At 60.6% G+C, this 25,493-nt stretch carries 25 protein-coding genes; 3 read left to right on the top strand and 22 right to left on the bottom strand.

Translation table 11 applies throughout. The annotated features are described in order from the left end of the window. Positions 1-57: 57 nt before the first annotated feature. The 14 genes from HU727_RS16995 to ccoN (HU727_RS16930) all read right to left on the bottom strand — a co-directional run bounded on the left by HU727_RS16995 (position 58) and on the right by ccoN (HU727_RS16930) (position 12,966). Positions 58-741, bottom strand: a complete 684-nt coding sequence (locus HU727_RS16995; protein ID WP_186532687.1) for a sulfite exporter TauE/SafE family protein — start codon at positions 739-741, stop codon at positions 58-60. Next, on the bottom strand, positions 734-946 hold the full coding sequence (gene ccoS / locus HU727_RS16990) for a cbb3-type cytochrome oxidase assembly protein CcoS (protein WP_186532686.1): 213 nt from the start codon (positions 944-946) through the stop codon (positions 734-736). Before ccoS ends, HU727_RS16995 begins: the two co-directional genes overlap by 8 nt. Before the next feature lie 22 nt (positions 947-968). Continuing rightward, positions 969-3,419 (bottom strand): heavy metal translocating P-type ATPase, encoded by a 2,451-nt coding sequence (locus tag HU727_RS16985; RefSeq protein ID WP_186532685.1) that lies wholly within the window; start codon positions 3,417-3,419, stop codon positions 969-971. A 122-nt stretch (positions 3,420-3,541) separates the two neighbouring features. Beyond that, on the bottom strand, positions 3,542-4,081 hold the full coding sequence (locus tag HU727_RS16980; RefSeq protein ID WP_186532684.1) for a FixH family protein: 540 nt from the start codon (positions 4,079-4,081) through the stop codon (positions 3,542-3,544). Between the two features lie 11 nt (positions 4,082-4,092). Continuing rightward, entirely contained in the window at positions 4,093-5,508 is a 1,416-nt protein-coding gene (gene ccoG, locus HU727_RS16975) for a cytochrome c oxidase accessory protein CcoG (protein WP_186532683.1), read from the bottom strand. Between the two features lie 204 nt (positions 5,509-5,712). Next, complete coding sequence (locus HU727_RS16970) at positions 5,713-5,925, bottom strand: hypothetical protein (protein ID WP_186532682.1); 213 nt, start codon at positions 5,923-5,925, stop codon at positions 5,713-5,715. Between the two features lie 143 nt (positions 5,926-6,068). Next, the gene (gene ccoP / locus HU727_RS16965; RefSeq protein ID WP_186532681.1) at positions 6,069-7,052 is read right to left on the bottom strand and encodes a cytochrome-c oxidase, cbb3-type subunit III; all 984 of its coding nucleotides are present in this window, start codon (positions 7,050-7,052) and stop codon (positions 6,069-6,071) included. Continuing rightward, the gene (locus HU727_RS16960) at positions 7,049-7,234 is read right to left on the bottom strand and encodes a CcoQ/FixQ family Cbb3-type cytochrome c oxidase assembly chaperone (protein ID WP_003175465.1); all 186 of its coding nucleotides are present in this window, start codon (positions 7,232-7,234) and stop codon (positions 7,049-7,051) included. Before HU727_RS16960 ends, ccoP (HU727_RS16965) begins: the two co-directional genes overlap by 4 nt. 5 nt (positions 7,235-7,239) lie before the next feature. Further along, on the bottom strand, positions 7,240-7,848 hold the full coding sequence (gene ccoO, locus HU727_RS16955) for a cytochrome-c oxidase, cbb3-type subunit II (RefSeq protein ID WP_042558541.1): 609 nt from the start codon (positions 7,846-7,848) through the stop codon (positions 7,240-7,242). Continuing rightward, a complete protein-coding gene (ccoN, locus tag HU727_RS16950; protein WP_024012334.1) occupies positions 7,848-9,290 on the bottom strand; it encodes a cytochrome-c oxidase, cbb3-type subunit I in 1,443 nt (480 codons plus the stop codon). The genes ccoO (HU727_RS16955) and ccoN (HU727_RS16950) overlap by 1 nt, the downstream gene beginning before the upstream one ends. Before the next feature lie 481 nt (positions 9,291-9,771). Beyond that, positions 9,772-10,725: a cytochrome-c oxidase, cbb3-type subunit III gene (ccoP, locus tag HU727_RS16945; RefSeq protein ID WP_186532680.1), complete on the bottom strand. Its 954-nt coding sequence runs from the start codon at positions 10,723-10,725 to the stop codon at positions 9,772-9,774. Next, positions 10,722-10,919, bottom strand: coding sequence for a cbb3-type cytochrome oxidase subunit 3 (locus HU727_RS16940; RefSeq protein ID WP_186532679.1), 198 nt, complete (start codon positions 10,917-10,919; stop codon positions 10,722-10,724). The genes ccoP (HU727_RS16945) and HU727_RS16940 overlap by 4 nt, the downstream gene beginning before the upstream one ends. Positions 10,920-10,922: 3 nt before the next feature. Next, positions 10,923-11,531 (bottom strand): cytochrome-c oxidase, cbb3-type subunit II, encoded by a 609-nt coding sequence (gene ccoO / locus HU727_RS16935; protein WP_186532678.1) that lies wholly within the window; start codon positions 11,529-11,531, stop codon positions 10,923-10,925. Positions 11,532-11,541: 10 nt separating this feature from the next. Continuing rightward, entirely contained in the window at positions 11,542-12,966 is a 1,425-nt protein-coding gene (gene ccoN, locus HU727_RS16930; protein WP_186532677.1) for a cytochrome-c oxidase, cbb3-type subunit I, read from the bottom strand. Positions 12,967-13,060: 94 nt separating this feature from the next. On the opposite strand from ccoN (HU727_RS16930), the gene HU727_RS16925 reads away from it, so the two are divergent. Beyond that, positions 13,061-13,738: an alpha/beta family hydrolase gene (locus HU727_RS16925; RefSeq protein WP_186532676.1), complete on the top strand. Its 678-nt coding sequence runs from the start codon at positions 13,061-13,063 to the stop codon at positions 13,736-13,738. Between the two features lie 1,022 nt (positions 13,739-14,760). Further along, the gene (locus HU727_RS16920; RefSeq protein ID WP_186532675.1) at positions 14,761-15,114 is read left to right on the top strand and encodes a DUF6124 family protein; all 354 of its coding nucleotides are present in this window, start codon (positions 14,761-14,763) and stop codon (positions 15,112-15,114) included. 159 nt (positions 15,115-15,273) lie between these two features. Here HU727_RS16920 and HU727_RS16915 read toward each other — a convergent pair whose 3' ends face one another. The 3 genes from HU727_RS16915 to inhA form a co-directional block, all read right to left on the bottom strand. Then, on the bottom strand, positions 15,274-16,839 hold the full coding sequence (locus HU727_RS16915; RefSeq protein WP_186532674.1) for a methyl-accepting chemotaxis protein: 1,566 nt from the start codon (positions 16,837-16,839) through the stop codon (positions 15,274-15,276). A gap of 101 nt (positions 16,840-16,940) precedes the next feature. Further along, positions 16,941-17,732, bottom strand: coding sequence for a CPBP family intramembrane glutamic endopeptidase (locus HU727_RS16910; RefSeq protein WP_186532673.1), 792 nt, complete (start codon positions 17,730-17,732; stop codon positions 16,941-16,943). A 262-nt stretch (positions 17,733-17,994) separates the two neighbouring features. After that, on the bottom strand, positions 17,995-18,681 hold the full coding sequence (inhA, locus tag HU727_RS16905; protein WP_186532672.1) for an isonitrile hydratase: 687 nt from the start codon (positions 18,679-18,681) through the stop codon (positions 17,995-17,997). Between the two features lie 89 nt (positions 18,682-18,770). Here inhA and HU727_RS16900 point away from each other — a divergent pair, with 89 nt between their 5' ends. Then, positions 18,771-19,754, top strand: coding sequence for a GlxA family transcriptional regulator (locus HU727_RS16900; RefSeq protein ID WP_186532671.1), 984 nt, complete (start codon positions 18,771-18,773; stop codon positions 19,752-19,754). Here HU727_RS16900 and HU727_RS16895 read toward each other — a convergent pair. From HU727_RS16895 to HU727_RS16875, 5 genes are all read right to left on the bottom strand, one after another. After that, positions 19,723-20,610, bottom strand: a complete 888-nt coding sequence (locus tag HU727_RS16895) for an alpha/beta fold hydrolase (protein WP_186532670.1) — start codon at positions 20,608-20,610, stop codon at positions 19,723-19,725. The genes HU727_RS16900 and HU727_RS16895 overlap by 32 nt on opposite strands. A 96-nt stretch (positions 20,611-20,706) precedes the next feature. Then, positions 20,707-21,096, bottom strand: coding sequence for a hypothetical protein (locus tag HU727_RS16890; RefSeq protein ID WP_186532669.1), 390 nt, complete (start codon positions 21,094-21,096; stop codon positions 20,707-20,709). Between the two features lie 394 nt (positions 21,097-21,490). After that, complete coding sequence (locus HU727_RS16885; RefSeq protein WP_186532668.1) at positions 21,491-23,317, bottom strand: glycoside hydrolase family 15 protein; 1,827 nt, start codon at positions 23,315-23,317, stop codon at positions 21,491-21,493. Continuing rightward, positions 23,310-24,110, bottom strand: coding sequence for a glucose 1-dehydrogenase (locus HU727_RS16880; protein WP_186532667.1), 801 nt, complete (start codon positions 24,108-24,110; stop codon positions 23,310-23,312). The genes HU727_RS16885 and HU727_RS16880 overlap by 8 nt, the downstream gene beginning before the upstream one ends. 121 nt (positions 24,111-24,231) lie before the next feature. Beyond that, positions 24,232-25,242 carry a terpene synthase family protein gene (locus tag HU727_RS16875; protein ID WP_186532666.1) on the bottom strand — a complete coding sequence of 337 codons (1,011 nt, stop codon included), beginning with the start codon at positions 25,240-25,242 and terminating at the stop codon, positions 24,232-24,234. Between the last annotated feature and the right edge of the window lie 251 nt (positions 25,243-25,493).

Genomic DNA, 25,493 nt, shown 5'->3' with positions numbered 1-25,493 from the left:
GGGAATGCGATCTCATGTAGGAGTTGCGGCACGCTGCGATCTTTTGATCTTTTGATTTTAATGACCCATGAGCCAATGCTGATGTGGCCCGGGCAAGGTCCACAGGCCAAAAAGAATCACCAGCAAACCACCCGCCACCCGCACGCTGCGTTTGCGCAGAATCGCGGTAACGCGTTCAGCCGCCAGCCCGGTAGCCAGCAACACGGGCCAGGTGCCCAGTCCAAACGCAAGCATCAACAGTGCACTGTCCAGCGCATTGCCCTGACTCGCCGCCCACAACAGCGTGCTGTAAACCAGTCCGCACGGCAGCCAGCCCCAGAGGGCGCCGAGCAGCAAGGCGCGGGGTAGGCTCGAAACGGGCAACAAGCGGTTCGCCACTGGCTGAATGTAGCGCCACACACCACGACCCAGACTTTCGATGCGCGTGAGGCCGCTCCACCAGCCCGCCAGATACAAACCCATCGCGATCAACAGCAAACCGGCCAACACCCGCATAAACAGCGCAGCAGGGCTGTTCGCCACCGCCCAGCCGGCCAGACCGATGAGCAATCCTGCCGACGCATAACTGAGAATCCGCCCCAGGTTGTACGCCAGCAACAAGCGAAAGCGCCGGCTGCGCTGCTCCTTGGGAATCGCCAGGGTCAGCGCGCCCATCAAGCCCCCGCACATGCCCAGGCAATGGCCGCCACCGAGCAGGCCCAGAATCAGCGCCGAAACCAGCAGTGGCGCCAGTTCAAGCATGGGGTGGCGCCTTGTCGTCCGGCTTGGCGGCGTTGGCTTCGTCCACCGCTGCGGTGTGGTTCGGATCCTGATCGTCGAACAGGATACTGTGGGCCGGGCCATCGAGGTCGTCGTACTGACCGCTGTCCACCGCCCAGAAGAAGATGTACACGGCGATGGCCACGATCAGCAGTGCAGCGGGGACCATCACATAGAGAGCTGGCATCTGTGCTCCAGGCCGGCGCGGCTCAGGCCGGCAGCGGGCGGGTTTCTGTCAGGGGGCTTGTGGCCGGCGCGCTCGGCAGGCGAGTCAGGCGCAGGGCGTTGAGCACCACGGTCAGCGAACTGATCGACATACCGACCGCGGCCCACACTGGCGTGATCCAGCCAAGGGCGGCGAACGGCAACATGAGGCCATTGTACAGCGCAGCCCACAGCAGGTTCTCGATGATTACCCGGCGCGTGCGCCGCGCCAGCGTGAAGGCCTGCACCAGGGCGTCGAGGCGATTGGACAACAGCACAGCGTCAGCACTGGTTTTCGCCAGATCAGTGGCTGAGCCCATCGCCACGCTGATGTCGGCGGCGGCCAGCACGGGCACGTCGTTGACGCCGTCGCCGAGCATCAATACCTTGCGACCTTCTTTATGGAGCTGTTGCAGCACTTGCAGTTTGTCATCGGGGCGCAACCCGCCCCGGGCCTCGTCGATACCCAGTTCGGCGGCGACACTGGCGACCATCGGCGAACTGTCGCCGGAGAGCAGCAGCGTCCGCCAGCCGCGCGCCTTGCACGCAGCGAGCAAGGCGGGGGCGTCGTCACGCAGGCGATCATCGAGGACGAACCAGGCCAGCGGGCCGTCAGTGTCAGCGAGCAGCAGCCATTGCCCTGCTTCATCGGGCAACGACGGCACTGAGGCGCCACTGAGGGCGCAGGCGAATTCAGCCTGACCGATGCGCAAACGTTGTGCACCGACCACGCCTTCAAGGCCCAGCCCTGGCGTGCTCTGAACGTCTTCGGCTGCGTGCGGTGCGCGACCGAATGCCCGGGCGATCGGGTGTTCCGAACGATTTTCCAGCGCAGCGGCCAGGCTCAGGCATTGATCGCCGTCGAGTGCGCCGAGCGGGCGGATCGAGCGCAGCACCAGACGTCCCTCGGTGAGGGTGCCCGTCTTGTCGAAAATGACCGTGTCGATCTGATTCAGGCCTTCCAGCACATGGCCACGCGTCAGCAATAAGCCGAGTTTGTGCAGCGTGCCGGTGGCAGCGGTCAGGGCCGTTGGCGTCGCCAGCGACAGAGCGCACGGACAGGTCGCCACCAACATGGCGAGGACGATCCAGAACGCCCGCGAGGAATCCAGCTGCCACCACAACAGGCCGATGGCCGCCGCCGCGATCAGCGAGAACAGCAGGAACCATTGCGCGGCGCGGTCGGCGATTTCCGCCAGACGCGGTTTCTCGGCTTGAGCACGATCGAGCAAGCGGACAATCGCCGACAGGCGCGTGTCCGGCCCCAGCGCCTGCACGTGCACAGTCAATGCGCCTTCGACGTTGAGCGTGCCGGCCGTGACTGCGTCGCCCGGCAGGCGCGGTTGCGGCAGGTATTCGCCGGTCAGCAGCGATTCGTCGATGCTCGACTGGCCGTCGATGATCTTGCCGTCCGCCGGCAGAATCGAGCCCGGCGGCACCAGAATCTGCTCGCCCACACGCAATTCACTGAGCAGGATGCGCTCGCTCTGGCCAGTTGCATCCAGGCGCAGGCACGAAGCCGGCAACAGGTTCACCAACTGCGCGGTGGCCGCGGCGGTGCGCTCGCGGGCACGGCGCTCCAGATAACGACCGGCCAGCAGGAACAGCGCGAACATGCCGACCGCGTCGAAATACAACTCGCCGACGCCGGTGATCGATGTCCAGATCCCGGCGATATAGGCACTGCCGATGGCCAGAGATACCGAGACGTCCATGGTCAGATGCCGCGTGCGCAAGTCGCGCATCGCGCCCTTGAAAAACGGCGCACAGCTGTAGAACACGATCGGTGTGGTCAGAAACAGCGCGACCCAGCGCAGAATCGTGTGCAGTTCGGGGCTGAGGTCGATGTTGAATTCCGGCCATGTCGCCATCGTTGCCATCATCGCCTGGAACCACAACAATCCGGCGACACCGAGTTGGCGCAGCGCCAGACGATTCTCGCTGGCCAGTTGCTCGCTCGCGCGATCCGCCTGATACGGGTGGGCGGCGTAGCCGATCTGGCGCAGTTCGGCGAGGATCTGGCTGAGCGGCAACTGCGCGTCCGCCCAGCTGACGTGCAGGCGATGGTTGGACAGGTTCAGTCGAGCCTCGGCCACGGCCGGCAGGGTGCGCAGGTGTTTTTCGATCAGCCAGCCGCAGGCGGCGCAACTGATGCCTTCCATCAACAAAGTGGTTTCGGCCAGATCGCCGTCATGGCGCACGAAGGCTTGCTGCACATCGGCGCGGTCGTACAGCGCCAGCTCATCGACCAGTTGCACCGGCAATGCCTCGGGATTCGCCGAGGCCTCGCTGCGATGCTGGTAGTAGCTTTCCAGCCCGCCGGCAACAATCGCTTCGGCCACGGCCTGGCAACCGGGGCAGCAGAATTCGCGGGACTGCCCGAGTACGACGGCGGTGAAGCGACTGCCCGACGGTACGGGCAGGGCGCAGTGGTAGCAAGGGGTTGGGGTGGTCATCAGGAAAAGTCTATGTCGTCCGCAAGGGCCTCTTCGCGAGCAGGCTCGCTCCCACAGGTATTGTGGACACTGAAGATCCATTGTGGGAGCGAGCCTGCTCGCGAATGCGCAAAGCGCAGGTTTTATTTCTTAAGGTCTTCCGCACCCTGCAGCGGCTCATCGCCCAGCAGCAGGTCCTTGTCATCGCTGACCAGCTCTTCCTCGAACATGCGCCAGATGTGGTCATCCTCGGTGCCGAGCAATTCGACAAAGCGGCGGCCCTCAACCTTGTCGCTCAGTTGGCCGATGTAACGTCCGGTTTCGCTTTCGCTGCGGGTCAGGACGATCTTGCGATCTTTCTCTGGCTGGGTCGGCGAGATCAGGTTCAGTTCCAGAGTTTGCGGCTGGCTGTCGCCATCCAGTCGAAGGTCGACTTCGCCGGTCACGCCATCCAGATGCACCGCCGCGCGCAGTTTCAGGTTCTGCGCGAGCAGTTCACGATCCAGCGAACGGTTGATGCCTTTGCCTGCCTCGTAATAATTGTCGTTGACCAGATTGTCCGGGTTGTTCACCGCGATGGTCACCATGGACAAGGTCAAGGCCACCGAGCAGGCCAGAATCGCGATGATGATCCACGGCCAGAGGTGCTTGTACCAGGGACTTGCGGCGTTTGCAGCGGGCATGTTCAGTTCTCTCAACGGATTTGTGGGCCGATGAATCGGCTCTTGGCTTCAACGTGGACGCTGTCGTCATCGGCATCCTTGAGGATGAACTTCACCTCGTTGGTGCTCGATGGCATTTGTTCCGGGGCGCTCGACAGCTCGACCGGCATGCTGACGATGTCCCCGGCCGCGACCTTGATCTCGCGCTTGCCTTGCAGGCGCAGGTCCGGCAGACCCTCGGCGTGCAGCACGTAAGTGTGGTCGCGCTGATCCTTGTTCATGATCTTCAGGCTGTAGACGTTTTCAATCCGGCCCTCGGCGTTTTCGCGGTACAGCACGCGATCCTTGCTGACGTCGAAACCGACCAGCGAGCGCATGAAGAACGCGGTGACCAACAGGCTGATCATCGCCAGCAGCACCACGGCATAGCCGATCAGGCGCGGCCGCAGTTTATGGGTTTTCTGCCCCGAAAGGTTGTGTTCAGTGGTGTAGCTGATCAGCCCGCGCGGGTATTCCATCTTGTCCATGATGCTGTCGCAGGCGTCGATGCACGCGGCACAGCCGATGCACTCGATCTGCAGGCCGTCGCGGATGTCGATGCCGGTCGGGCAGACCTGTACACACATCGTGCAATCAATGCAGTCGCCCAGACCGAGCGCCTTGTAGTCGACGCCTTTCTTGCGCGGCCCACGGCTTTCGCCACGGCGCGGGTCGTAGGAAACGATCAGCGTGTCCTTGTCGAACATCACGCTCTGGAAACGCGCATACGGACACATGTAAATGCACACCTGCTCACGCAACCAGCCGGCATTGCCGTACGTGGCGAGGGTGAAGAAGCCGACCCAGAAATACGACCAGCCATCGGCCTGACCGGTGAAGAATTCAATCACCAGTTCACGGATCGGCGAGAAGTACCCGACGAACGTCATGCCGGTGACAAATCCGATCAACAGCCACAGCGAGTGCTTGGCCAGCTTGCGCACGAATTTGTTGCCGCTCATCGGCGCCTTGTCGAGCTTGATGCGCTGGTTGCGGTCGCCTTCGGTGACTTTTTCGCACCACATGAAAATCCACGTCCATACGCTCTGCGGGCAGGTATAGCCGCACCAGACGCGACCGGCATACACGGTGATGAAGAACAACCCGAACGCAGCAATGATCAGCAGGCCCGAGAGCAGGATGAAATCCTGTGGCCAGAAGGTGGCGCCAAAGATGAAAAACTTGCGCTCCGGCAGGTTCCACCACACCGCCTGGTGGCCGCCCCAGTTCAGCCACACCGTACCAAAATACAGCAGGAACAGAAGCGCGCCGCCCAGCATCCGCAGGTTGCGGAACAGACCGGTAAAGGCACGGGTGTAGATTTTTTCTCGTGAGGCATAAAGATCGACGCTGTTGCTCGGGTTTTTACCGGGCGGCGTGACGTCGTGTACCGGAATCTGATTGCTCATCATTGCATCCCACGGCAGTGGAAAATGCCTCGGTCGATACGTGCCAACCAAGGTCAAAAAGGGCTGTTGCAGTGGCGCAATGATACGCCTGCAGCTCTGGCTCAAGGGTGCGACCTTTGGTCGCGTTGGGGGAAACCAATTGATGGTGTAGTGACTTGGATCAATTGACTTATGAAGTATGGCCGAACTTTTGGGACAAGCGGATCAGTCAAACGCTTGCCTGGTGAAGATTAATCCACGCTCAACAAAGAAATCGATGTCGTTCTCTGGCATGCGTAACAAGTCGGCGATATTTGCTATTTGCACTGGTGTGCAAGGCACAGGCACCTGCTCAGGGAGTTCGGCGCCTAACCCTTTCTCATCGGTTTTTGTGTTTCGCTTCCTTTGTGCCGGCATTTGTTCTGATCGGTTATCCATCATTGATCTCCTCTGAATTATTGCGGGATTGAAGGTATCCAGTATCGCCTTCACGCGCAAACCGCTTGATGCTTCTGCTCAAACAAAACGGCCCCGCCAATTCCCATTGGCGGGGCCGTCTCGTATTGCTTCAGGCGCAGGCTTTATTCAGCGTCCGCTTCCGGGGCTTTTTCACCGTGAGACAAGCTGTACACATACGCTGCCAACAGGTGAACCTTGTCGTTGCCCTGCAGTTGTTCCTGGGCAGGCATCTGGCCCTGGCGGCCGTAACGGATGGTCTGCTGCAGTTGCGCGAAGCTCGAGCCGTAGATGAATGCGCCCGGGTGCGTCAGGTCAGGTGCGCCCATTGCTGGCGTGCCTTTACCGGCAGGGCCGTGGCAGGCCACGCAGTTGGCGGCAAACAGCTTCTGGCCGTTGACCGGGTCGGCCTTGGCGTCTTCCGGCAGTTTGCGGCCATCCAGGTTGGTCACTACATAGGCAGCGACATCGGCCACGCCTTGCTCGCCGATTACTTCAGCCCACGCAGGCATCACCGCATGACGGCCGCCCATGATGGAGGTCTTGATGGTTTCCGGCTCGCCGCCCCAGCGCCAGTCGGCGTCGGTCAGGTTAGGAAAGCCGTAGGCGCCCTTGGCGTCGGAACCGTGGCACACCGAGCAGTTGGAAGCGAACAGGCGACCGCCCATTTTCAACGCTTGCGGATCCTTGGCGACTTCCTCGATCGGCATCGCTGCGAACTTGGCGAAGATCGGACCGAAGCGCGCTTCCGAACGCGCCATTTCCTTTTCCCATTCGTGCACGCCGGTCCAGCCGGTCTGGCCGTTGGCGAACGCAGTCTGCTTCTCGTTATCGAGGTAGTTATAGCCCGGCAACAGACCTTTCCAGTTGCCCAGGCCCGGGTACAGCACCAGATAGCCCAGGGCGAAAACGATGGTGCCGACGAACAGCATGAACCACCATTTCGGCAGCGGGTTGTCGTACTCCTCGATCCCGTCGAAGGAATGCCCGACCGTCTCGTCCGTCTGTTCGCTGCGCTGGCCCTTGCGGGTCGACAGCAGCAGCCAGGTCAGGGCGAAGATCGTACCGAGACTGAGGACTGTGACGTACAGACTCCAGAATGTAGTCATTCTTTGTTACTCCTAGAAGCTTGCTCGACGTGCTTGATGGCTTCGGGATCATCCGCAAAAGGCAACAAGGTCGCGTCTTCAAACTCCGACTTGCGCTTGGGGCTGAACACCCACAACGCCAGACCGATGAAGGCCACCATCACAACGACGGTGCCCAGGCCACGAATCATCCCGATATCCATTCAGATCACCGTTTGCTTTTGATGATGGTGCCCAGGCCCTGCAGATAGGCCACCAGCGCGTCCATTTCGGTTTTGCCCTTCACGGCATCCTGCGCACCGGCGATGTCTTCGTCGGTGTAAGGGACGCCGAGGGTGCGTAAAACCTCCATTTTCTTGGCAGTTTCCTTGCCGTCGAGCTTGTTTTCCACGAGGAACGGGTACGCCGGCATCTTCGACTCAGGCACCACGTTGCGCGGGTTGTACAGGTGCGCACGTTGCCAGTCATCGGAGTAACGACCGCCCACACGGGCCAGGTCCGGGCCGGTACGTTTGGAACCCCACAGGAACGGGTGATCCCAGACACTTTCACCGGCAACCGAATAGTGGCCATAGCGTTCGGTTTCAGCGCGGAACGGGCGGATCATCTGCGAGTGGCAGCCGACACAACCGTTGGCGATGTAGACGTCGCGGCCTTCCAGTTCCAGCGCCGTGCGCGGCTTCATGCCTTCGACCGGCTTGTTGGTGACGTCCTGGAAGAACAGCGGAACGATTTGGGTCAGGCCACCGACGCTGACGGCGATGACCATGAAGAAGGCCAGCAGGCCAATATTCTTCTCGACAGCTTCATGCTTCATCAGTGAGCTCCAACGACGGCAATCTTGGCGGCGGCTTCGGCTTCCACCGGATCCGACGCACGTACGGTGCGATAGACGTTGTAAGCCATCAGCAGCATGCCGCTGGCAAAGAACGCACCGCCCAGCGCTCGGACGATGAAGCCCGGGTGGCTGGCCTGCAGCGCTTCAACGAACGAGTAGGTGAGGGTGCCGTCATCGTTGATAGCACGCCACATCAGGCCTTGAGTGATGCCGTTGACCCACATCGAAGCGATGTAGAGCACGGTGCCGATGGTCGCGAGCCAGAAGTGCGCATTGATCAGACCGGTGCTGTGCATCTGCGCACGGCCGAACAGTTTCGGGATCATGTGGTAGATCGCGCCGATCGAAATCATCGCTACCCAGCCGAGCGCGCCGGCGTGAACGTGGCCGATGGTCCAGTCGGTGTAGTGCGAGAGCGAGTTGACGGTCTTGATCGCCATCATCGGACCTTCGAAGGTCGACATGCCGTAGAACGCCAGCGACACCACGAGGAAACGCAGGATCGGGTCGGTGCGCAATTTATGCCAGGCGCCCGAGAGGGTCATCATGCCGTTGATCATGCCGCCCCAGCTTGGCGCCAGCAGGATGATCGACATGGCCATGCCCAGCGACTGCGCCCAGTCCGGCAGGGCGGTGTAGTGCAGGTGGTGCGGGCCGGCCCAGATGTACAGGGTGATCAGCGCCCAGAAGTGCACGATCGACAGGCGATAGGAGTAGATCGGGCGTTCGGCCTGTTTCGGCACGAAGTAGTACATCATCCCGAGGAAACCGGTGGTCAGGAAGAAGCCCACGGCGTTGTGGCCGTACCACCACTGGATCATCGCGTCGGTGGCGCCCGAGTAAGCCGAATACGACTTGAACAGGCTGACCGGCAGTGACATGTGGTTGACGATGTGCAGCATCGCGGTCACGACGATGAACGCACCGTAGAACCAGTTGCCGACATAGATGTGCTTGGTTTTGCGCTTGGTGATGGTGCCGAAGAACACCAGACCGTAGGTGACCCAGACAATGGCCAGCAAAATGGCGATCGGCCATTCCAGTTCCGCGTATTCCTTGGTGGTCGTGTAGCCCAGCGGCAAGGTAATGATCGCGCCGACGATGACCGCTTGCCATCCCCAGAAGGTGAAGGCGGCGAGGCTGTCGGAAATCAGTCGCGTCTGGCAGGTTCGCTGCACGACATAGTAGGAAGTGGCAAAGAGTGCACAACCACCGAAGGCGAAAATCACCAGGTTTGTGTGCAACGGGCGCAGGCGTCCAAAGCTCGTCCACGGCAGACCGAAGTTCAGTTCCGGCCAGACCAGTTGCGAGGCGATGAAAACACCGAGCCCCATGCCAAGGATCCCCCAGACCACCGTCATGATGGCGAACTGGCGGACTACCTTATAGTTATAAGCAGTCGGACTGATTGCTGTGCTCATTCTAAGGTTCCACGGTTTGGGTATTTTTATAGGGATAAAATCGGCCGCAAGTATGTAGAAAGCAGGGGGTCATTGCAACGCGCCATGACCGGGGTCAATGCTTTCCAACGCTGATTCTGCGGCCTTTCCATGCGCCGCGTAGGGGCAAATCAGGCGTGCTGAAAACCATTCCCGCGCGCCGTCGATCACATTGGTCGCGCGCGTTGCCGAGCGAGCGAATTTGCTGGCCTTCTGCAACCTGCGAACGGCGATGCGCGCGCTGGCCGGTGTCTACCGGCATCTGCAGCCTTTTTGCCGCTGGACTGCTTTGGCGCAGCGCTCTGAATGGGGCTTGAAAACCCCAACGGATCGGCTCGCTTAAACGAAGCGTAGACCTGAATCAGGCGAACCGAAAGGAGGAACTGATGGGGGTGCGACAATGGGTCGCAACTGGGGAGGGAACTGCCGCATCCGGACGGACGCGGCAAAAGTGCAGATAAAGTCAGTGCTTATTGTCTTCAGCTTGAAGATTTTGTGTATTCAATCCATGAGACAGGCTGTACACATAAGCGGCCAGAAGTTGCACCTTGTCGTTACCCAGCAGCTCATTTTGGGCAGGCATATGGCCCTGGCGACCATGACGGATGGTCTGCTCCAGCTGAGTCAGGCTGGTGCCGTAAATGAAACCGGCCGGATGCGTCAGGTTGGGCGCGCCCATGGCTTCGGTGCCATGGCCGGTTGCGCCATGGCAGGCCACGCAAGTGCTGTTGAACGCTTGTTGCCCGGCTTGCAGATCGGCCTTGCTGTCGGCCGGCAAGGGCAGGCCGGCCAGTTCGTGGCGCACATAAGCCGCAACGTTTTTTACCCCGGCTTCGCCGAGCACTTCGCCCCACGCCGGCATCGCCGCCATTCGCCCGCCCATGATCGTGGTCTTGATGGTCTCGGCATCGCCACCCCAACGCCAGTCGCTGTCGGCCAGGTTAGGGAAACCGAACGCGCCTTTTGCATCCGAGCCATGGCACACCGAGCAGTTGGAGGCGAACAAGCGGCCGCCCATCTTCAGCGCCTGCGGATCTTTCGCCACTTCCTCCAGCGGCATCGCGGCAAATTTGGCGAAGATCGGGCCGAACCGGGCGTCGGCCTTGTTCATTTCCTTTTCCCACTCATGCACGCCGGTCCAACCATCCTCGTAGCCCGGCAGGATACCTTTCCAGTTGCCCAGGCCGGGATACAGAATCAGATAGCCCACCGCGAACACCAGCGTGCCGGCGAACAGCATGAACCACCACTGCGGCAGCGGGTTGTCGTACTCCTCAATGCCGTCGAAGCTGTGGCCCATGGTCTGGTCGACGCTGCCCTTGGTCTCGCCCCGGCGAGTGCCGATCAGCAACCACGTCAGGCCGATCAGGCTGCCGAGGGTCAGTACGCAGATCCACGTACTCCAGAAGGTGGTCATGGCCGGGTACTCCTTGTTTCAGGGGCGGAAATTGTTTCGGGTCGGGGTTCGTCGGCAAACGGCAGCAGGCGCGCTTCGGCGAATTCCGGTGTGCGCTTGCGGCTGAACACCCACAGGGTCAAACCGACAAAGGCGACGAACACCACGACGGTGCCGAGGCCGCGGATCAGGCCTGCACTCAGATCAATGTCCATAGCTCACCTCTTGCTCTTGATCGCAGTGCCGAGCACTTGCAGGTAGGAGACGAGGGCGTCCATTTCGGTCTTGCCCTTGAGGCTGGCCACCGCGCCGCTGATGTCGTCGTCGGTGTACGGCACGCCGAGGGTGCGCATGGTTTTGAGCTTGGTTTCCGTGTGGCTGCTGTCGACCGCTTTTGTGACCAGCCACGGGTAGGCCGGCATTTTCGACTCGGGCACCACGTTGCGCGGGTTGTATAAATGCGCGCGATGCCAGTCATCCGAGTAACGCGCGCCAACGCGGGCCAGGTCCGGCCCGGTGCGTTTCGAGCCCCAGAGGAACGGGTGATCCCAGACGCTTTCCCCGGCCACCGAATAGTGCCCGTAGCGCTCGGTTTCGGCGCGGAACGGACGGATCATCTGCGAGTGGCAACCGACGCAGCCTTCGCGGATATAAATGTCGCGACCTTCCAGTTGCAGCGCGGTGTAGGGCTTCATGCCTTCCACCGGTTTGTTGGTGACATCCTGGAAGAACAGCGGGACGATCTGAGTCAGGCCGCCGATGCTCACGGCAAACACCATCAACAACATCAGCAGGCCGACGTTCTTTTCAATTGTTTCGTGTTTCATGGCGAACTCCTCAGGCCATCTGCGCGGCGGCAACGACTTCGGCAGGCTGCGAAGCCCGCACGGTGCGCCAGGTGTTGTAAGCCATCAGCAGCATGCCGCTGAGGAAAATCGCCCCGCCGATCAGCCGCACGACGAAGCCCGGGTGGCTGGCCACCAGGGTTTCGACGAAGGAATAAGTCAGCGTGCCGTCCTCGTTCACCGCCCGCCACATCAGGCCCTGGGCAATGCCGTTGACCCACATCGAGGCGATATAGAGCACGGTGCCGATGGTCGCGAGCCAGAAATGCGCGTTGATCAGGCCAATGCTGTGCATTTGCTCTCTGCCGAACACTTTAGGGATCATGTGGTACAGCGCGCCGATGGAAATCATCGCCACCCAGCCGAGTGCGCCGGCATGAACGTGGCCGATGGTCCAGTCGGTGTAGTGGGAGAGGGCGTTGACGGTTTTGATCGCCATCATCGGACCTTCGAAGGTCGACATGCCGTAGAACGCCAGCGAGACCACGAGGAAGCGCAGGATCGGGTCGCTGCGCAATTTATGCCAGGCGCCCGAGAGGGTCATCATGCCGTTGATCATGCCGCCCCAGCTCGGCGCCAGCAGAATCAGCGACATCACCATGCCCAGCGACTGCGCCCAGTCCGGCAGCGCGGTGTAGTGCAAGTGATGCGGGCCGGCCCAGATGTACAGGGTGATCAGGGCCCAGAAGTGCACGATCGACAGGCGATACGAATACACCGGACGCTCGGCCTGTTTCGGCACGAAGTAATACATCATCCCGAGGAACCCGGCGGTGAGGAAAAAGCCCACGGCGTTGTGGCCGTACCACCACTGCACCATCGCGTCGGTTGCACCGGCATACACAGAGTACGACTTGGTGAGACTCACCGGCAGCTCAAGGTTATTGACGATGTGCAGAATCGCCACGGTGATGATGAAACCGCCGAAGAACCAATTGCCCACGTAGATGTGTCTGGTCTTGCGCTGCATGATCGTGCCGAAGAACACGATCGCATAGGCGACCCAGACGATGGTGATCAGGATATCGATCGGCCATTCAAGTTCGGCATATTCCTTGGAACTGGTGTAACCCAAAGGCAGGCTGATCGCCGCCAGCAGGATGACCAACTGCCAGCCCCAGAAGCAGAACGCAGCGATTTTTGGCGCGAACAATCGGGTCTGGCAGGTGCGCTGCACTGAATAAAACGAGCTCGCAAACAGCGCACAACCACCGAAGGCGAAGATCACCGCGTTGGTGTGCAGCGGGCGCAGACGGCCGAAACTGGTCCAGGGCAAATCGAAATTGAGCTGCGGCCAGACCAATTGAGCCGCGAGAAAAACCCCGAGCCCCATGCCGACGATGCCCCACACCACCGTCATAATGGCGAATTGGCGGACCACCTTGTAGTTGTAGGCGGTACTGATAGAAGTGTTCATGGTTCCCCATCCACGGTTCAGCCGAAGTGAGCGCGCGCAAAGACGCTGCGAATCCTTCGTCTGGAGTTATAGGCAGACTAAAAGCGAGGCAAGCATGGACAAACAGCACAAGGCCAGTATTGACGGGGATCAATGGGCGCAGTGTGTGCTCGATCATGGATGGCTTTGGGATGCCGCCGTGGGTAAGGCTTCGGCGACGTTGATCCTGGCGCACGGGGCGGGGGCGCCGATGGACAGCGACTGGATGAACGACATGGCTGGGCGCCTTGCCGGGCTTGGGGTCAACGTGTTGCGGTTTGAGTTTCCATATATGGCGCAGCGGCGCGTGGATGGGGTTAAGCGTCCGCCGAATCCTGCTCCGAAACTGTTGGATTGCTGGCGGGAGGTGTTTGCTGTTGTGCGGCGTCATGTCGCTGGGGTTTTGGCTGTTGGCGGGAAGTCGATGGGGGGGCGGATGGCCAGTCTCTTGGCGGACGAGTTGGGAGCTGATGCGTTGGTGTGTCTGGGGTATCCGTTTTATGCGGTGGGGAAACCGCAGAAGCCTCGGGTTGAGCATTTGGCTTCTTTGCGTACGCGGACGTTGGTTGTGCAGGGGGAGCGGGATGCGCTGGGCAATCGTGAGGCGGTTGGGGGGTATTCGTTAGCGCCGGGTATTGAGGTGTTTTGGTTGGGGGCGGGGGATCATGATTTGAAGCCGTTGAAGGTGTCGGGGTTTACGCATGAACAGCATTTGGCTAGCGCCGCGCAGAAAGTAGCGAAGTTTCTTCGGTAATGTTTGGGGGTATATCCGTTGCTGCGGTAACGGCTGCTTAGGGTTTCGCCCTTACGGCGACTCAGTTTTTTTTCAAACGCCTAAAAAAAGTAAGCAAAAAAACGCTTGCTCCTACGTGCGGCCCGCTCGCTGGGGCTCGGGGTGCCTTCGCTGCGGGATCGATCCGGGCGCAGCGGCTCCGGTTGGCTTCGCTGCACCTACACTCGCTGTGTTTGGCTGCGCCAAACGGTCGCTACGCTCCCACGCCCGGATCCATCCCTCACTCAGCCTTCCGACGTCGCCGGTGGATCAAGATCAAAAGCGGTACTCGAGCTAACGCTCATTGTTGAGTGGTGCGGCTTCGCCGCGGGCAGCTGCGCTGCTTTGCTTTTGTGTGGGAGCGAGCCTGCTCGCGAAGGCGGCCTGACAGCCGACCTGATTTTTCCTGATGTAAACCGCGCCCCTTGTAGGAGTGAGCCTGCTCGCGATGGCGGCCTCCCAGTCGCCCAATCTCTGCCGTTTGGACCAAATCCCTGTGGGAGCTGGCTTGCCAGCGATGGCGGCCTCCCAGTCGACCAATCTCTCACTGACGTACTCGGTCCAAATGTGGGAGCGAGCCTGCTCGCGAAAGCTCTCTTCCAGACGAACTCAAACCACCTGACTGTCAGAGGCAATCCCTGCCCTTAAACATCATCAAATACCCACGTTTAAACTACACGATCCGTTACGCCATCCCGGCTACAACTCCTTGCGCCATTGCCTACGCGTACGCCAGAATCCGCCGGCTTACACGGCTATGAGGTTGGCTATATCGTTTCTCGGTCACTGACACAAAGCAGTGATCGGGTTTGGTAGCCCGTCTCTAAGCGTCATGACGCCATATGCAGTCTCTGTAGAGACTCGATTTATGGTGGCCATGCGTGGGGCTCCTTCGGGAGCGCCGGGTTTCCTGCTTAGACCGGTCTACCAACCTGCGTATGGTCGCCACCCTCGTTTGGTAGCGAGAGTGATGACTCCTCATTTTCTAAGTAGGAGCTTCATCTATGTTCAAAGTAACCCCAAACCCGCCAACCCCACACGACCGCGCACTAGACCCGCAAAAAGTCCAGGAAGCCACCGACCGCGCCCTCGACTACTACCTCAAACCCGAAGACTTGGCAGCCCCGCCAAGTTCGCCAAAATATCGCCCCGTCTATGTCGTCAACCCCTCGCTGGATGACGAAACCCTGTTGGTCGAAGCCTGCGAGTCGCTTTCATACGCACATGCCATGGCCGGTAACATCGCCAATTCAATAGGCGGCCCGGAACGCAAACCACTGCTGGCGCTGCAACAGGTGATCATGCTTAACGAACTGTTGGTCAATCGGTTGTTGAATAAGCTGAAGTTGCCTCAATAATTTCGCTGGCTGTTATGGCCTCATCGCGAGCAGGCTCGCTCCCGCAGTGGATTGTCGTCGGATACAAAACTGTAATCCTGCCGGACACCGTCAATTTCAGCAGGCAACAAAAAACCCGGAAGCTCTCGCCCTCCGGGTTTTTTGTTGCCGCCAGAACCGTCAGCGATTGAACCGCGCCACCAACGAATATTGCGTGTTGGCCGTCTTGGTCAGTTCTTCGCTCAGCAATGCCGAGCTATGCGCCTGCTCGGAGGTCTGATCCGCCAGTTCCGAGATGTTGCTGATGTTGCGGCTGATTTCTTCAGCCACGGCACTTTGCTCTTCGGTAGCGGCGGCGATCTGGGTGGTCATGTCGGTGATGTTGGCCACCGCTTCGCTGATGCCGACCAGTGCCTGATCCGCTTCCAGTACCCGCGCCACGCCTTCTTCGGCCTGGCGATGTCCGGCTTCCATGGTCTGCACGGCGCTGGACGCGGTCTGTTGCAACTTGGCGATCAGGGCATGGATCTGCCCGGTGGATTCGCTGGTGCGTTGCGCCAGTTGGCGTACTTCATCAGCCACGACGGCGAAACCACGGCCCATCTCGCCGGCACGGGCCGCTTCGATGGCAGCGTTGAGCGCGAGCAGGTTGGTCTGGTCGGCGATGCCTTTGATCACGTCGACCACACCGCCGATTTCATCGCTGTCCTTAGCCAGTTGGGTGACGGTCAGGCCGGTTTCACCGACGACCACGGACAGGCGCTGAATGGCTTCGCGGGTTTCGCCGGCGATGTCGCGGCCGCGACCGGTCAGGCGATTGGCTTCCTGCGTGGCGTCGGCGGTGCGCTGCACGTGGCTGGCGACTTCCTGAGTGGTGGCGGCCATCTGGTTGACGGCGGTGGCGACCTGTTCGGTTTCCACGCGCTGACGCTCCAGACCGGTCGAGCTGTTGTGCGCCAGGGCGTCGGACTGCTTGGCCTGATCGGTGAGGTGCTCGGCGGTGTCCTGCAGACGGGTCAGGCAGGTTTTCAGGCGGGCTTCCTGACTGAGGATCGACATTTCCAGACGCGCCTGGGGACCGCGGCTGTCGGTGTACATCTGCGCGATCAGCGGGTCAGAGGTGGTCTGCTCGGCCAGACGCAGCAGGCGTTTGAGCCCGCGTTGCTGCCATTGCAGGCCCATCAGGCCCAGCGGCACCGACAGGCCGGCCGCGAGGGCGAAGCCCCATTGCGAGGTCAGCGTCGCGCCGATCATGAAACCCAACTGGCTGACCAGAATGAACGGCAACCAGTCCTGCAGGATCGGCAGCCATTTATCGGTCGACGGAATGGCTGACTTGCCCTGGTTGATGCGTTGATAGAGCGCTTCGGCACGGCGGATCTGTTCGGCGGTGGGCTTGACCCGCACCGATTCGTAACCGGTCACCTGACTGCCTTCGAATATCGGTGTGACGTAGGCGTTAACCCAGTAGTGGTCACCGGATTTACAGCGATTCTTGACAATGCCCATCCATGGCAAGCCTTGTTTCAGCGTGCTCCACATGTGCGCGAACACCGCAGACGGCACGTCGGGATGACGGACCAGATTGTGCGGGGCACGGATCAGCTCTTCACGCGAAAACCCGCTGATGTCGACGAAATCGTCGTTGCAGTAGGTGATCACGCCCTTGGCGTCGGTCGTGGAAATCAACCGCTGCTGAGCCGGAAAAGTCCGTTCGCGTTGTGTGATGGGCTGGTTGTTACGCATGATGTTCAATCCGCAAGGCTTTGAAAGGTTGTCGGCGCTGACAGGTTTTTATTGAAGTTTTTTTTCAGAATTAAGTACCGCGTCGCAGAACGGCACTTGCGTCAAATGGCCAGCATCGGATAGGTGAACAGGCCGAAATGCAGCAGGTTCAGGCCGAAATGCGTGGCGATCGCCGCGCCCAGTCCGCCGAAACGATAGGCCAGACCATAGCCGACCCCCGCCAGTCCTGCCAGCAACACCCAGGTCCAGCCAGCCCCGGCATGTACCAGCCCAAACAACAGCGAAGCCGACAGCAGTGCGAGGTTTTCGCCATAGCGCAGATGCTTGAGGCGACGGCTCAGCCCACCCTGTATATAGCCGCGAAACAGCGCTTCCTCGACCAGCGTCACCAGCAGCAGATTGTTCAGCAGCCACAGCCACGCCTGATCCGGCCACTTCGGCGCCCAGGCGATCACGCCGAGTAACACTGCACCGCCGAGCGCGACAATTGCGCACAGCGTCAGGGCGAGCGCGGTGGAATAAACAGTCAGGCGCAACGAGCGCCGCGCGACGATCCACGGGCAAACCAGCAATAGCCAAAAGCCGATCAGCGGTTTGTCGAGATTGAGGTACATCGCGAACGGCACGGCGTTGTCGGTGAACCGTTGCGGGTTGATGGCCCGTCCGTTGGCGAACCCCGGCAGCCAGTGCAACGCCAGCGCCAGGGCCAGCACGATGAACAGGCCATGGCCGAGCCAGCGCGCGACCGGTACCTGTTGCTGGCGAACGGCAAAAGCGGCGAATGCTAAAAGCCCGACAGAGATCAGTGCCAGCCAGCCGAGTTGGCCGTAACTCAGGGCCAGTCCGTAACCGAGGCCGAGCAGCGCAAGATAGAGCCAGGGCAGCGCCTTCATCGAAAGTCCTTGTGGGGATGTCTGGAAGGGGCTTTCTACACGGACGAAGGGGTGGGGACAAGTGAAGGGAGTGAGAAGCGCGGCGGATAATTTTAGAGCGACCCGTAGGGGCTGCCGAAGGCTGCGATCTTGAGGCTCTGGGACGCGGAGCGTCCCCGGCTGCATTCCCACGCAGAGCGTGGGAACGATCAGATCAAAAGATCGTCCGATCGCGGCCCGAGCCTTCGGCAGCTCCTACAGGGGGGGGTGTATGTTTGGGAGATCAGCGCAGGTTCAGTCGGGCCGCCGCGCGCTCGGTAATCTCGGTGCGCAATCTCAACGAAGGCGCCGCGCGCAACCGCGCTTCATCCACAATTGCGCTCGGTGCCACGTCCGGGCTGCCGGCATTGAACGGCGGCGCCGGTGCATATTCCAGCTGCAACTGGACCAGTTGCGCTGTGTCGGCATCGACCAGTTCTGCCGCCAGTACCAAGGCAAAATCGATCCCTGCAGTAATTCCGCCACCGGTAAACAGTTTGCCGTCACGCACCACCCGATCTTTCACCGCAATCGCGCCGAGTGTCGGGAGCAAGTCGTGATAGGCCCAGTGCGTGGTCGCGCGTTTGCCCTTCAGCAAACCGGCCGCGCCTAGCACCAGCGAGCCGGTGCACACCGAGGTCACATAACGTGCCTGGGCGGCCTGGCGCTTGATGAAGTCCAGCGTCTGTTCATCCTCCATCAACGGCCCAACGCCACCGCCGCCAGGCACGCAGATGACGTCCAGATCCGGGCAATCTTCGAACGTGGTAGTCGGTTTCAGCAGCAGGCCAGTGCTGGACGTTACCGGCACCAGGTCCTTCCAGATCAGATGCACCTGCACACCCGGCAGCGAGGCGAGCACGTCATAGGGGCCGGTCAGGTCCAGTTGTTGAATCTGTGGAAACAACAGAAAACCGATCTGCAGCGTCATGGTTTTTGCTCCGTTAAAAGAAGTGGACGACTGCACTGTAGGCGCGTAGGTTCTGGCGCATACGCCAATCACCCCACGAATTACGCCAAATGCCCAAAGCCATACATATCCTCGCGTTTGCCAACATGCAGATCCTCGACGTTACAGGGCCGTTGCAGGTGTTCGCCTCGGCCAATGATCTCGCCCGTCAGCGAGGGTTGCCGGTGCCTTATGCGCCGAGCGTGATTGCCAGCGGCGGCGGGGCGGTGATGTCGTCGGCGGGGCTGGCGGTGCTGGCCGAACCCTTGCCACAAACGCCCAGCGACACGTTGATCATCGCTGGTGGCTGGGGCATTTATCCGGCATCGGAAGATGAGCAACTGGTGGATTGGGTGCGCGAACACGCGAGCGGGTGCCGGCGGGTGGCTTCGGTGTGCACCGGTGCGTTTCTGCTCGCGGCCAGCGGGTGGCTCGACGGCCGCCGCGTGGTGACGCACTGGACGCGCTGCGAGCAATTGGCCCGGCAACATCCCAATCTCCATGTCGAAGCCAATCCGATTTTCATCAACGACGGCCCGGTGTGGACGTCGGCGGGCGTGACCGCCGGTATTGACCTGGCGCTGGCGATGGTCGAGGAGGACTTGGGCAGCGAGATTGCCCTGGACGTCGCCCGGCACCTGGTAGTGTTCCTGAAACGCCCGGGCGGGCAGTCGCAATTCAGCGTGACGCTGTCGTTGCAAAATCAGGGCAACCGCTTTGATGAACTCCACGCCTGGATCGCCGAAAACCTGACCTGCGACCTCGGCGTCCCGACCCTGGCCGAACAGGCCGGCATGAGCGAACGCAGCTTCATTCGCCATTACCGCGCCGACACCGGCCAGACCCCGGCGCGGGCGATCGAATTGATTCGCGTCGAAACCGCAAGGCGCTTGCTCAGCGATACCGGCCTGCCGGTCAAACGCATCGCTGCCAACTGCGGCTTTGGCAGTGAAGAGACGCTGCGGCGCAGTTTTCTACGCGCGATCGGGGTGACGCCGCAAGCTTATCGGGAGCGCTTTTCGGTCAGCGAGACAACAGGTCCAATAGTGCCTTGAGGGTTTCCTGCGGCGCTTCCTCGGCAATGTTGTGCCCGACACCAGCCAATACGCGCCGCTCATAAAAGCCGCTGAACTGCTCGGCATCTTCGTCGACCAGCGAAGCAGGGCCCACACCATCATCGGCGCCGCACAATGATATGGTCGGCACACTGATTACCGGCTGTTTGGCCACTGCCTCTTCCATCCACTCCAGTGCCGGATCGCCTGAGGCATACCCGAAGCGGTGCCGGTAGGAATGAATCACCACATCAACGAAATCAGGATTATCAAAAGCGGCAGCGGTCAGCGAGTAGCGTTCGTCTTTTCTCGCCCATGTCGGCGACCACAGTCGCCAGAGCAACTGGCACAACTCCCGGCGATTTTGCCTCAGACCCTCGACTCCACGTGGGGTGTGGAAGTAGTACTGATACCAAAGCCGATGCTCGGTTTCCGGGTCCGAAGGCTGAAACGAATTCGGGATGTCTTGCAAATTGTAGCCATCGCCGCTGACCAACCCGCGCACCCGCTCCGGGAATAACGCCGCGACAATGCACGCTGCCCGACCGCCCCAGTCATAGCCGCAGAGCGTCGCCTGTTCGATCCCCAGCGCACCCATCAGATCGAGCAGATCCTGCGCCATGGCGGCTTGCTGGCCCGAGCGCAGGGTTTGCGCACTGTTGAACCGGGTCGGTCCATAACCGCGCAAGTACGGCACGATGACGCGGTAGCCCTGAGCGGCAAGCGCTGGCGCGACTTCGTCAAAGGCGCGCGGGGAGTAGGGGAAACCGTGGAGCAGAATCACCGGGGCGCCGTTGTCGGGCCCATGGTATTCGTAGGCGATGGTCAGCGTCGGGGTGAGCGCGAACTTGATCATGACTGGCCACTCCGTATAAACGCATTCAAAACCCTGGACCTGCGAACAGGCTGCACGGCTCAACTCAGCCGACGAGGCGCATGCCAACGACGGGCACTAAGCCTCAGCTTCCGCCACCTGATTGAAATACTTCGTCCGATCCGGCGTAAACGTCACCTTCATCTTCGTCCGCGAGCAGGTGAGTGAACGCTCTTCACCGAGGTCGATATCCAGATCCTCACCGCGTAATCCCTGCCACTGCGCCAGATATTTCAGCGAGCCGTATTTCTCGTTTTTCTTCAGGCTGCGACTGACGCCACCTTTCCAGCCAAGCACCGGCAGCTCACCGGCCTGGCATTGGCGGGCGAGTTCGGGAAAGCGTTCGGCGCGCTGGCGGCCGATTTCCCAGCATTTGATCAGGCCTTTGTCGGCGGCTTCCCAGAGCTGGGTGCGGGTCAGCCCGGTGCGAAGAGGAGAGTCGATGCTGCGCTGGACGTGGTGAGGCATTCTGGTTCCTTGAATTCGGGTGGGGTTGGACAGCTCCGCTGTGCCCGTTGCGTTGGATGGTAGGTGTGGATGTAACGGCTGGCAACAAGGTATTTCGGGGTGTGACTGCAAGTTGCAGGGGGAGGATAGTCCAAGGGATGTTGAGGCGGTGTAATCCCCATGAGACGCGCGTTTTGTGGCGAGGGAGCTTGCTCCCGCTCGGCTGCGCAGCAGGCGCAAAGTCAGGCAATGCGGTCCCTCTGGACGGATGGAGACGCAGGGTTTGGGGCCGCTTCGCGACCCAGCGGGAGCAAGCTCCCTCGCCACAAAGGGAATTTTTCTGCTGATGGCTGCGTAGGACTTGGCCTGGTAAAGCGCAGTTTTGTGGAATATGTCCTACAGACAGTGGCGAGATTTACGGCTGCCAGGAACTCTTTTCCCCACTCAACTTGCGATCCAGAAAGCTCGCCGCACTGATCAACGCCAGATGCGTCAGCGCTTGCGGCGTGTTGCCCAGATGTCGCCCGTGGCTATCAAATTCCTCGGCATACAAGCCCAGCGGGTTGGCGTACCTCAGCAGTTGCTCGAATTCCAGGTGCGCTTTTTCCACCTGTCCGGCGCGCGCGAGGCATTCGACGTACCAGAACGAGCACGCCGCGAATGCGCCTTCGGTACCAGCCAACCCGTCGATATTGCCTTCCTCGTTGCGATAGCGGTAAACCATGCCGTCGCGCACCAGGTTTTTTTCAATCGCTTCGAGGGTCGACAGCCAGCGCGGGTCCTTGGCGCTGACGAATCGCACCAGTGGCATCAACAGCATCGAACCGTCCAGCGCGGTGCCGCCCTGGTACTGGACGAAGTGCCCGCGTTCTTCATCCCAGAAGTTGTCCCAGATATCGGTGTAAATCGCTTGCCGGGTCTGATCCCAGCGCGCGAACGGCGCGGGCAGCGAGCGTTTGGAGGCCAGACGAATCGCCCGGTCCAGCGCCACCCAGCACATCAGCCGCGAGTGCAGGAAATGATGGGTTTCGCCGCGCATTTCCCAGATGCCGACATCTTCGGTCTGCCAGGTCTCACAGACCTGATCGACCACTTCGCCGACGTGTCGCCAGCCTTCATGGGAAATCGCGTCGCCGTACTTGTTGACCAGGTACACCGCGTCCATCAACTCGCCGAAGATATCCAGCTGAATTTGGTCATAGGCGCCATTGCCGATGCGCACCGGTTTCGCTCCGCCGTGGCCGGACAGGTGCGTCAGCTCGGTTTCCGGCAGTTCCTGCTGGCCGTCGATGGCATAGAGGATGTTGAGTTTCATCGGTTTGCCGCTGCAATCGCTGACCCGTCCGCGCAGCCATTGCATGTAGTGGTTGGCCTCATCCACGAAGCCCAGGCGCATGAACGCGTACACCGTGAATGACGCATCGCGGATCCACGTATAGCGGTAATCCCAGTTGCGCTCGCCGCCGGGTGTTTCCGGCAGGCCGAAGGTGGCGGCGGCGAGGATTGCGCCGTGTCGGCGCGAAGTCAGCAGTTTGAGGGCGAGGGCGGAGCGGTTGACCATTTCTCGCCAGCGTCCGCGGTAATTGGACTGGCCGATCCAGCCGCGCCAGAACGTCAAGGTGCGCTGCAGGCACAGCTCGGCGGCGCCTTCAGCGAAGCGCGAATCGTCGATGCCGCCGAGCATGAACGCGGCGGTCTGGTTTTCTTTGAGGGTGAATTGCGCGACTGCCGCCTGCGCGTCGATCCGCAATGTCTGATCCGAAGCAAGGCGGATTGACGGCTGATCGGCAGCGCTGAACGTCACGTTCTGTTCGTCCATCGCTGCCCGGGTTTCAGCGCGGCCGTAGTCATGACGCACCGCGCAACGCAAGTTGAACGTGGCCGAGCCGCTGACCACTCGCACGCGGCGCATCAGCAGCGGCAGGGCGTCCACATCGTCACCGATGGGTAACAGATCGGTGATTTCCACCACTGCGTGTTCACTCAGCCAGCGCGTCTGCAAGACGTTGGTGTCGGGCAGATAAATCTGCTCACGGCGCGCATCGGGAAGGTCTGGTGCGAGCTGGAAAATACCTGCGTCAGGCGTGTCGAGCAGCGAACAGAAAATCGTCGGGCTGTCGAACTCCGGCCAGCAGAAAAAATCCACGCTGCCCTTGTCGTTGACCAGCGCCGCGCTGCGCATGTCGCCGATGATGCCGTGAGCACCAATGGCGCTTTGTCGTTCCGTTGAATGCTCAGCCATTGCCGCGAAACTCCGGGTAGAGACTCATGCCGCCGTCGATGAACAAGGTGGTGCCGACGATGTAGTCAGAAAGGTCCGAGGCCAGAAAGACCACCGCGTTGGCAACATCCTCGACGTCGCCGATACGGCCGTAGGGAATCAGCTCGAGCAGTTTCTGTTCAGCATCGCCCTGGGTCGCTTCGCTGTTGATGGCGGTGCGAATCGCCCCCGGGGCAATGCCGTTGATGCGAATGCGCTGGTGGCTGACTTCTTGTGCGAGGGTCTGCATCAGTTGGTCGACGCCACCCTTGGAGGCGGCGTAATTGACGTGCCCTGCCCACGGAATGCGTTGGTGCACCGAACTCATGTGAATGATCTTGCCGGCGGCCCGGGACACGCCTTCGCGTACGCCTTGGCGCTGGAAAATCCGCAGCGCTTCCCGGGCACAGAGAAATTGCCCGGTGAGGTTGACGCCGATCACCGTGTTCCAGTCGTCCAGCGTCATGTCCACGGCAGCGGCGTCTTTCTGCAGGCCGGAATTGGCGACCAGAATGTCCAGTGAGCCGAAGGCATCGACGGTCTGGGCGAACAGGCGCTGGACCTGGTCTTCCTGCGACACATCGGCGCCGATGGCGAGGGCCTGACCACCGTCGGCGATGATCTGGCGAGCAAGTTCTTCTGCGGGTTCGGCCTTGCTGTTGTAATTGATGACCACCGCGGCACCGGCCGCGGCGAGGGCCTTGGCTGCGGCGTGACCGATGCCGGAGCTGGCGCCGGTGATAAGGGCTACTTGATTGGCGAGGGAGATCTGCATAGGTGTCTGGCCTCGAAATGTGGGCATAGACAGCTGACTGATTCGTGCAGACCAGAGTTCAGCGCAGGGATGAAAAAATGCCGACCCTCTCAATACCCGGATCTGGCAAATGTGCCGTCGCTCACGTTTGGATGCGGTAACGCGCGCTGTGTTTATGCCATTCGCAGTTTCCTGCAACCCACGTCGTCAAGCCGGTCAGATAGCGTTTCATCAACGGCGTCGCATCGCTCAGTAATTGTCGTTCCAGCGTGGCGTATTGGCGCATGACGGCGTCGTGAATATCGGCTGCAATATTGATGGCTTCCTGCAGGGAGCAGTTATGTTTGGCTGCCAGCAAATACGGGAGCTTGAAATCACCGGTTTCGTTCAGGTGCTCCTTGTAAGCGGAGTACAAGTCGTTGACCAGGGTAGTGGCCAGCGATGCCAGCGCGCTGATACGGTGAATATCCGGACGGGAGTACAGATTGGCTGGCACCTCGTAGCCGCCGATTACATCGATCAGAACCTGGCAAGGCCAGAAACTGTTGACTTGCCTGCTGGCCAGGTACTCGGCAATGGTCGGTTGCCTGTGATAGATACGCCAAGGGCCTTCCGCCGCCATGGTGACGAACATGGCGATGGTGATTTGCCGCACGCGGGCGACTTGAGAGGGGGTAGAGAAATGCGCCACGCGTTTTATGTAAGCCAGCAGGCCCCTGATCACCGGATCACACTTTTGCTGTTTCAGAAGTTCTTTATCGAACGGTGCAGGCAAATAGACGGGGTCGAGGGCGGTGATGGCGAAAGATAATTTCTCTGCCACTATTTCGGGGCTGCCACCGAAGGACGGATCGTCGCAGTAATGGTCATCTACCGCGAACAGCGCGGCGAAGCACTGGGCGGCAAGCAACAGTCTGTCCGGATCATCCGTGTCTGCGTGGCATAACATGGCGTAGCGGCCAAAGTCGCTGGCACGGATTTTTTCACGCTTGCCTGCAAAGATCCCTATGGTCGATATCCAGGTCATCAGTCGTTTGTTAACTTTCCTGCCCAACGCTTCATTGATGCGCGCCGGTGGTGGGCAATAAAGATCGGGAACAACGAAAGGCGCGACGGCGCTGCGAGGGGTTGCGGCGATCTTCGGCTGATCCATGGTGTCGTCCTTTCCTCAAAGGGCCATAAGAACGCTCTGCGAGAGAAAACACACCTGTCAGTTCTGACAGGTGTTTTGAGGTTTGCGACGAACGGTCCGTGGCTTGACCCGAAGGACGAAGCTCCTGCGTTGCAGCAGACTGCAGCATCAGCAGGCAATAACCTTTCGCTTTCAACGGCCTTAACACTCCACCAACAATTTCCGCCTTCCGTGTTGATGGAGGGGTGTGGCAACTTGGCTGCCCTTGTTGA

It is taken from the genome of Pseudomonas khorasanensis (assembly GCF_014268505.2).
Taxonomy (GTDB): domain Bacteria; phylum Pseudomonadota; class Gammaproteobacteria; order Pseudomonadales; family Pseudomonadaceae; genus Aquipseudomonas; species Aquipseudomonas khorasanensis.
This window is presented reverse-complemented; position numbering and strand designations above follow the sequence as displayed.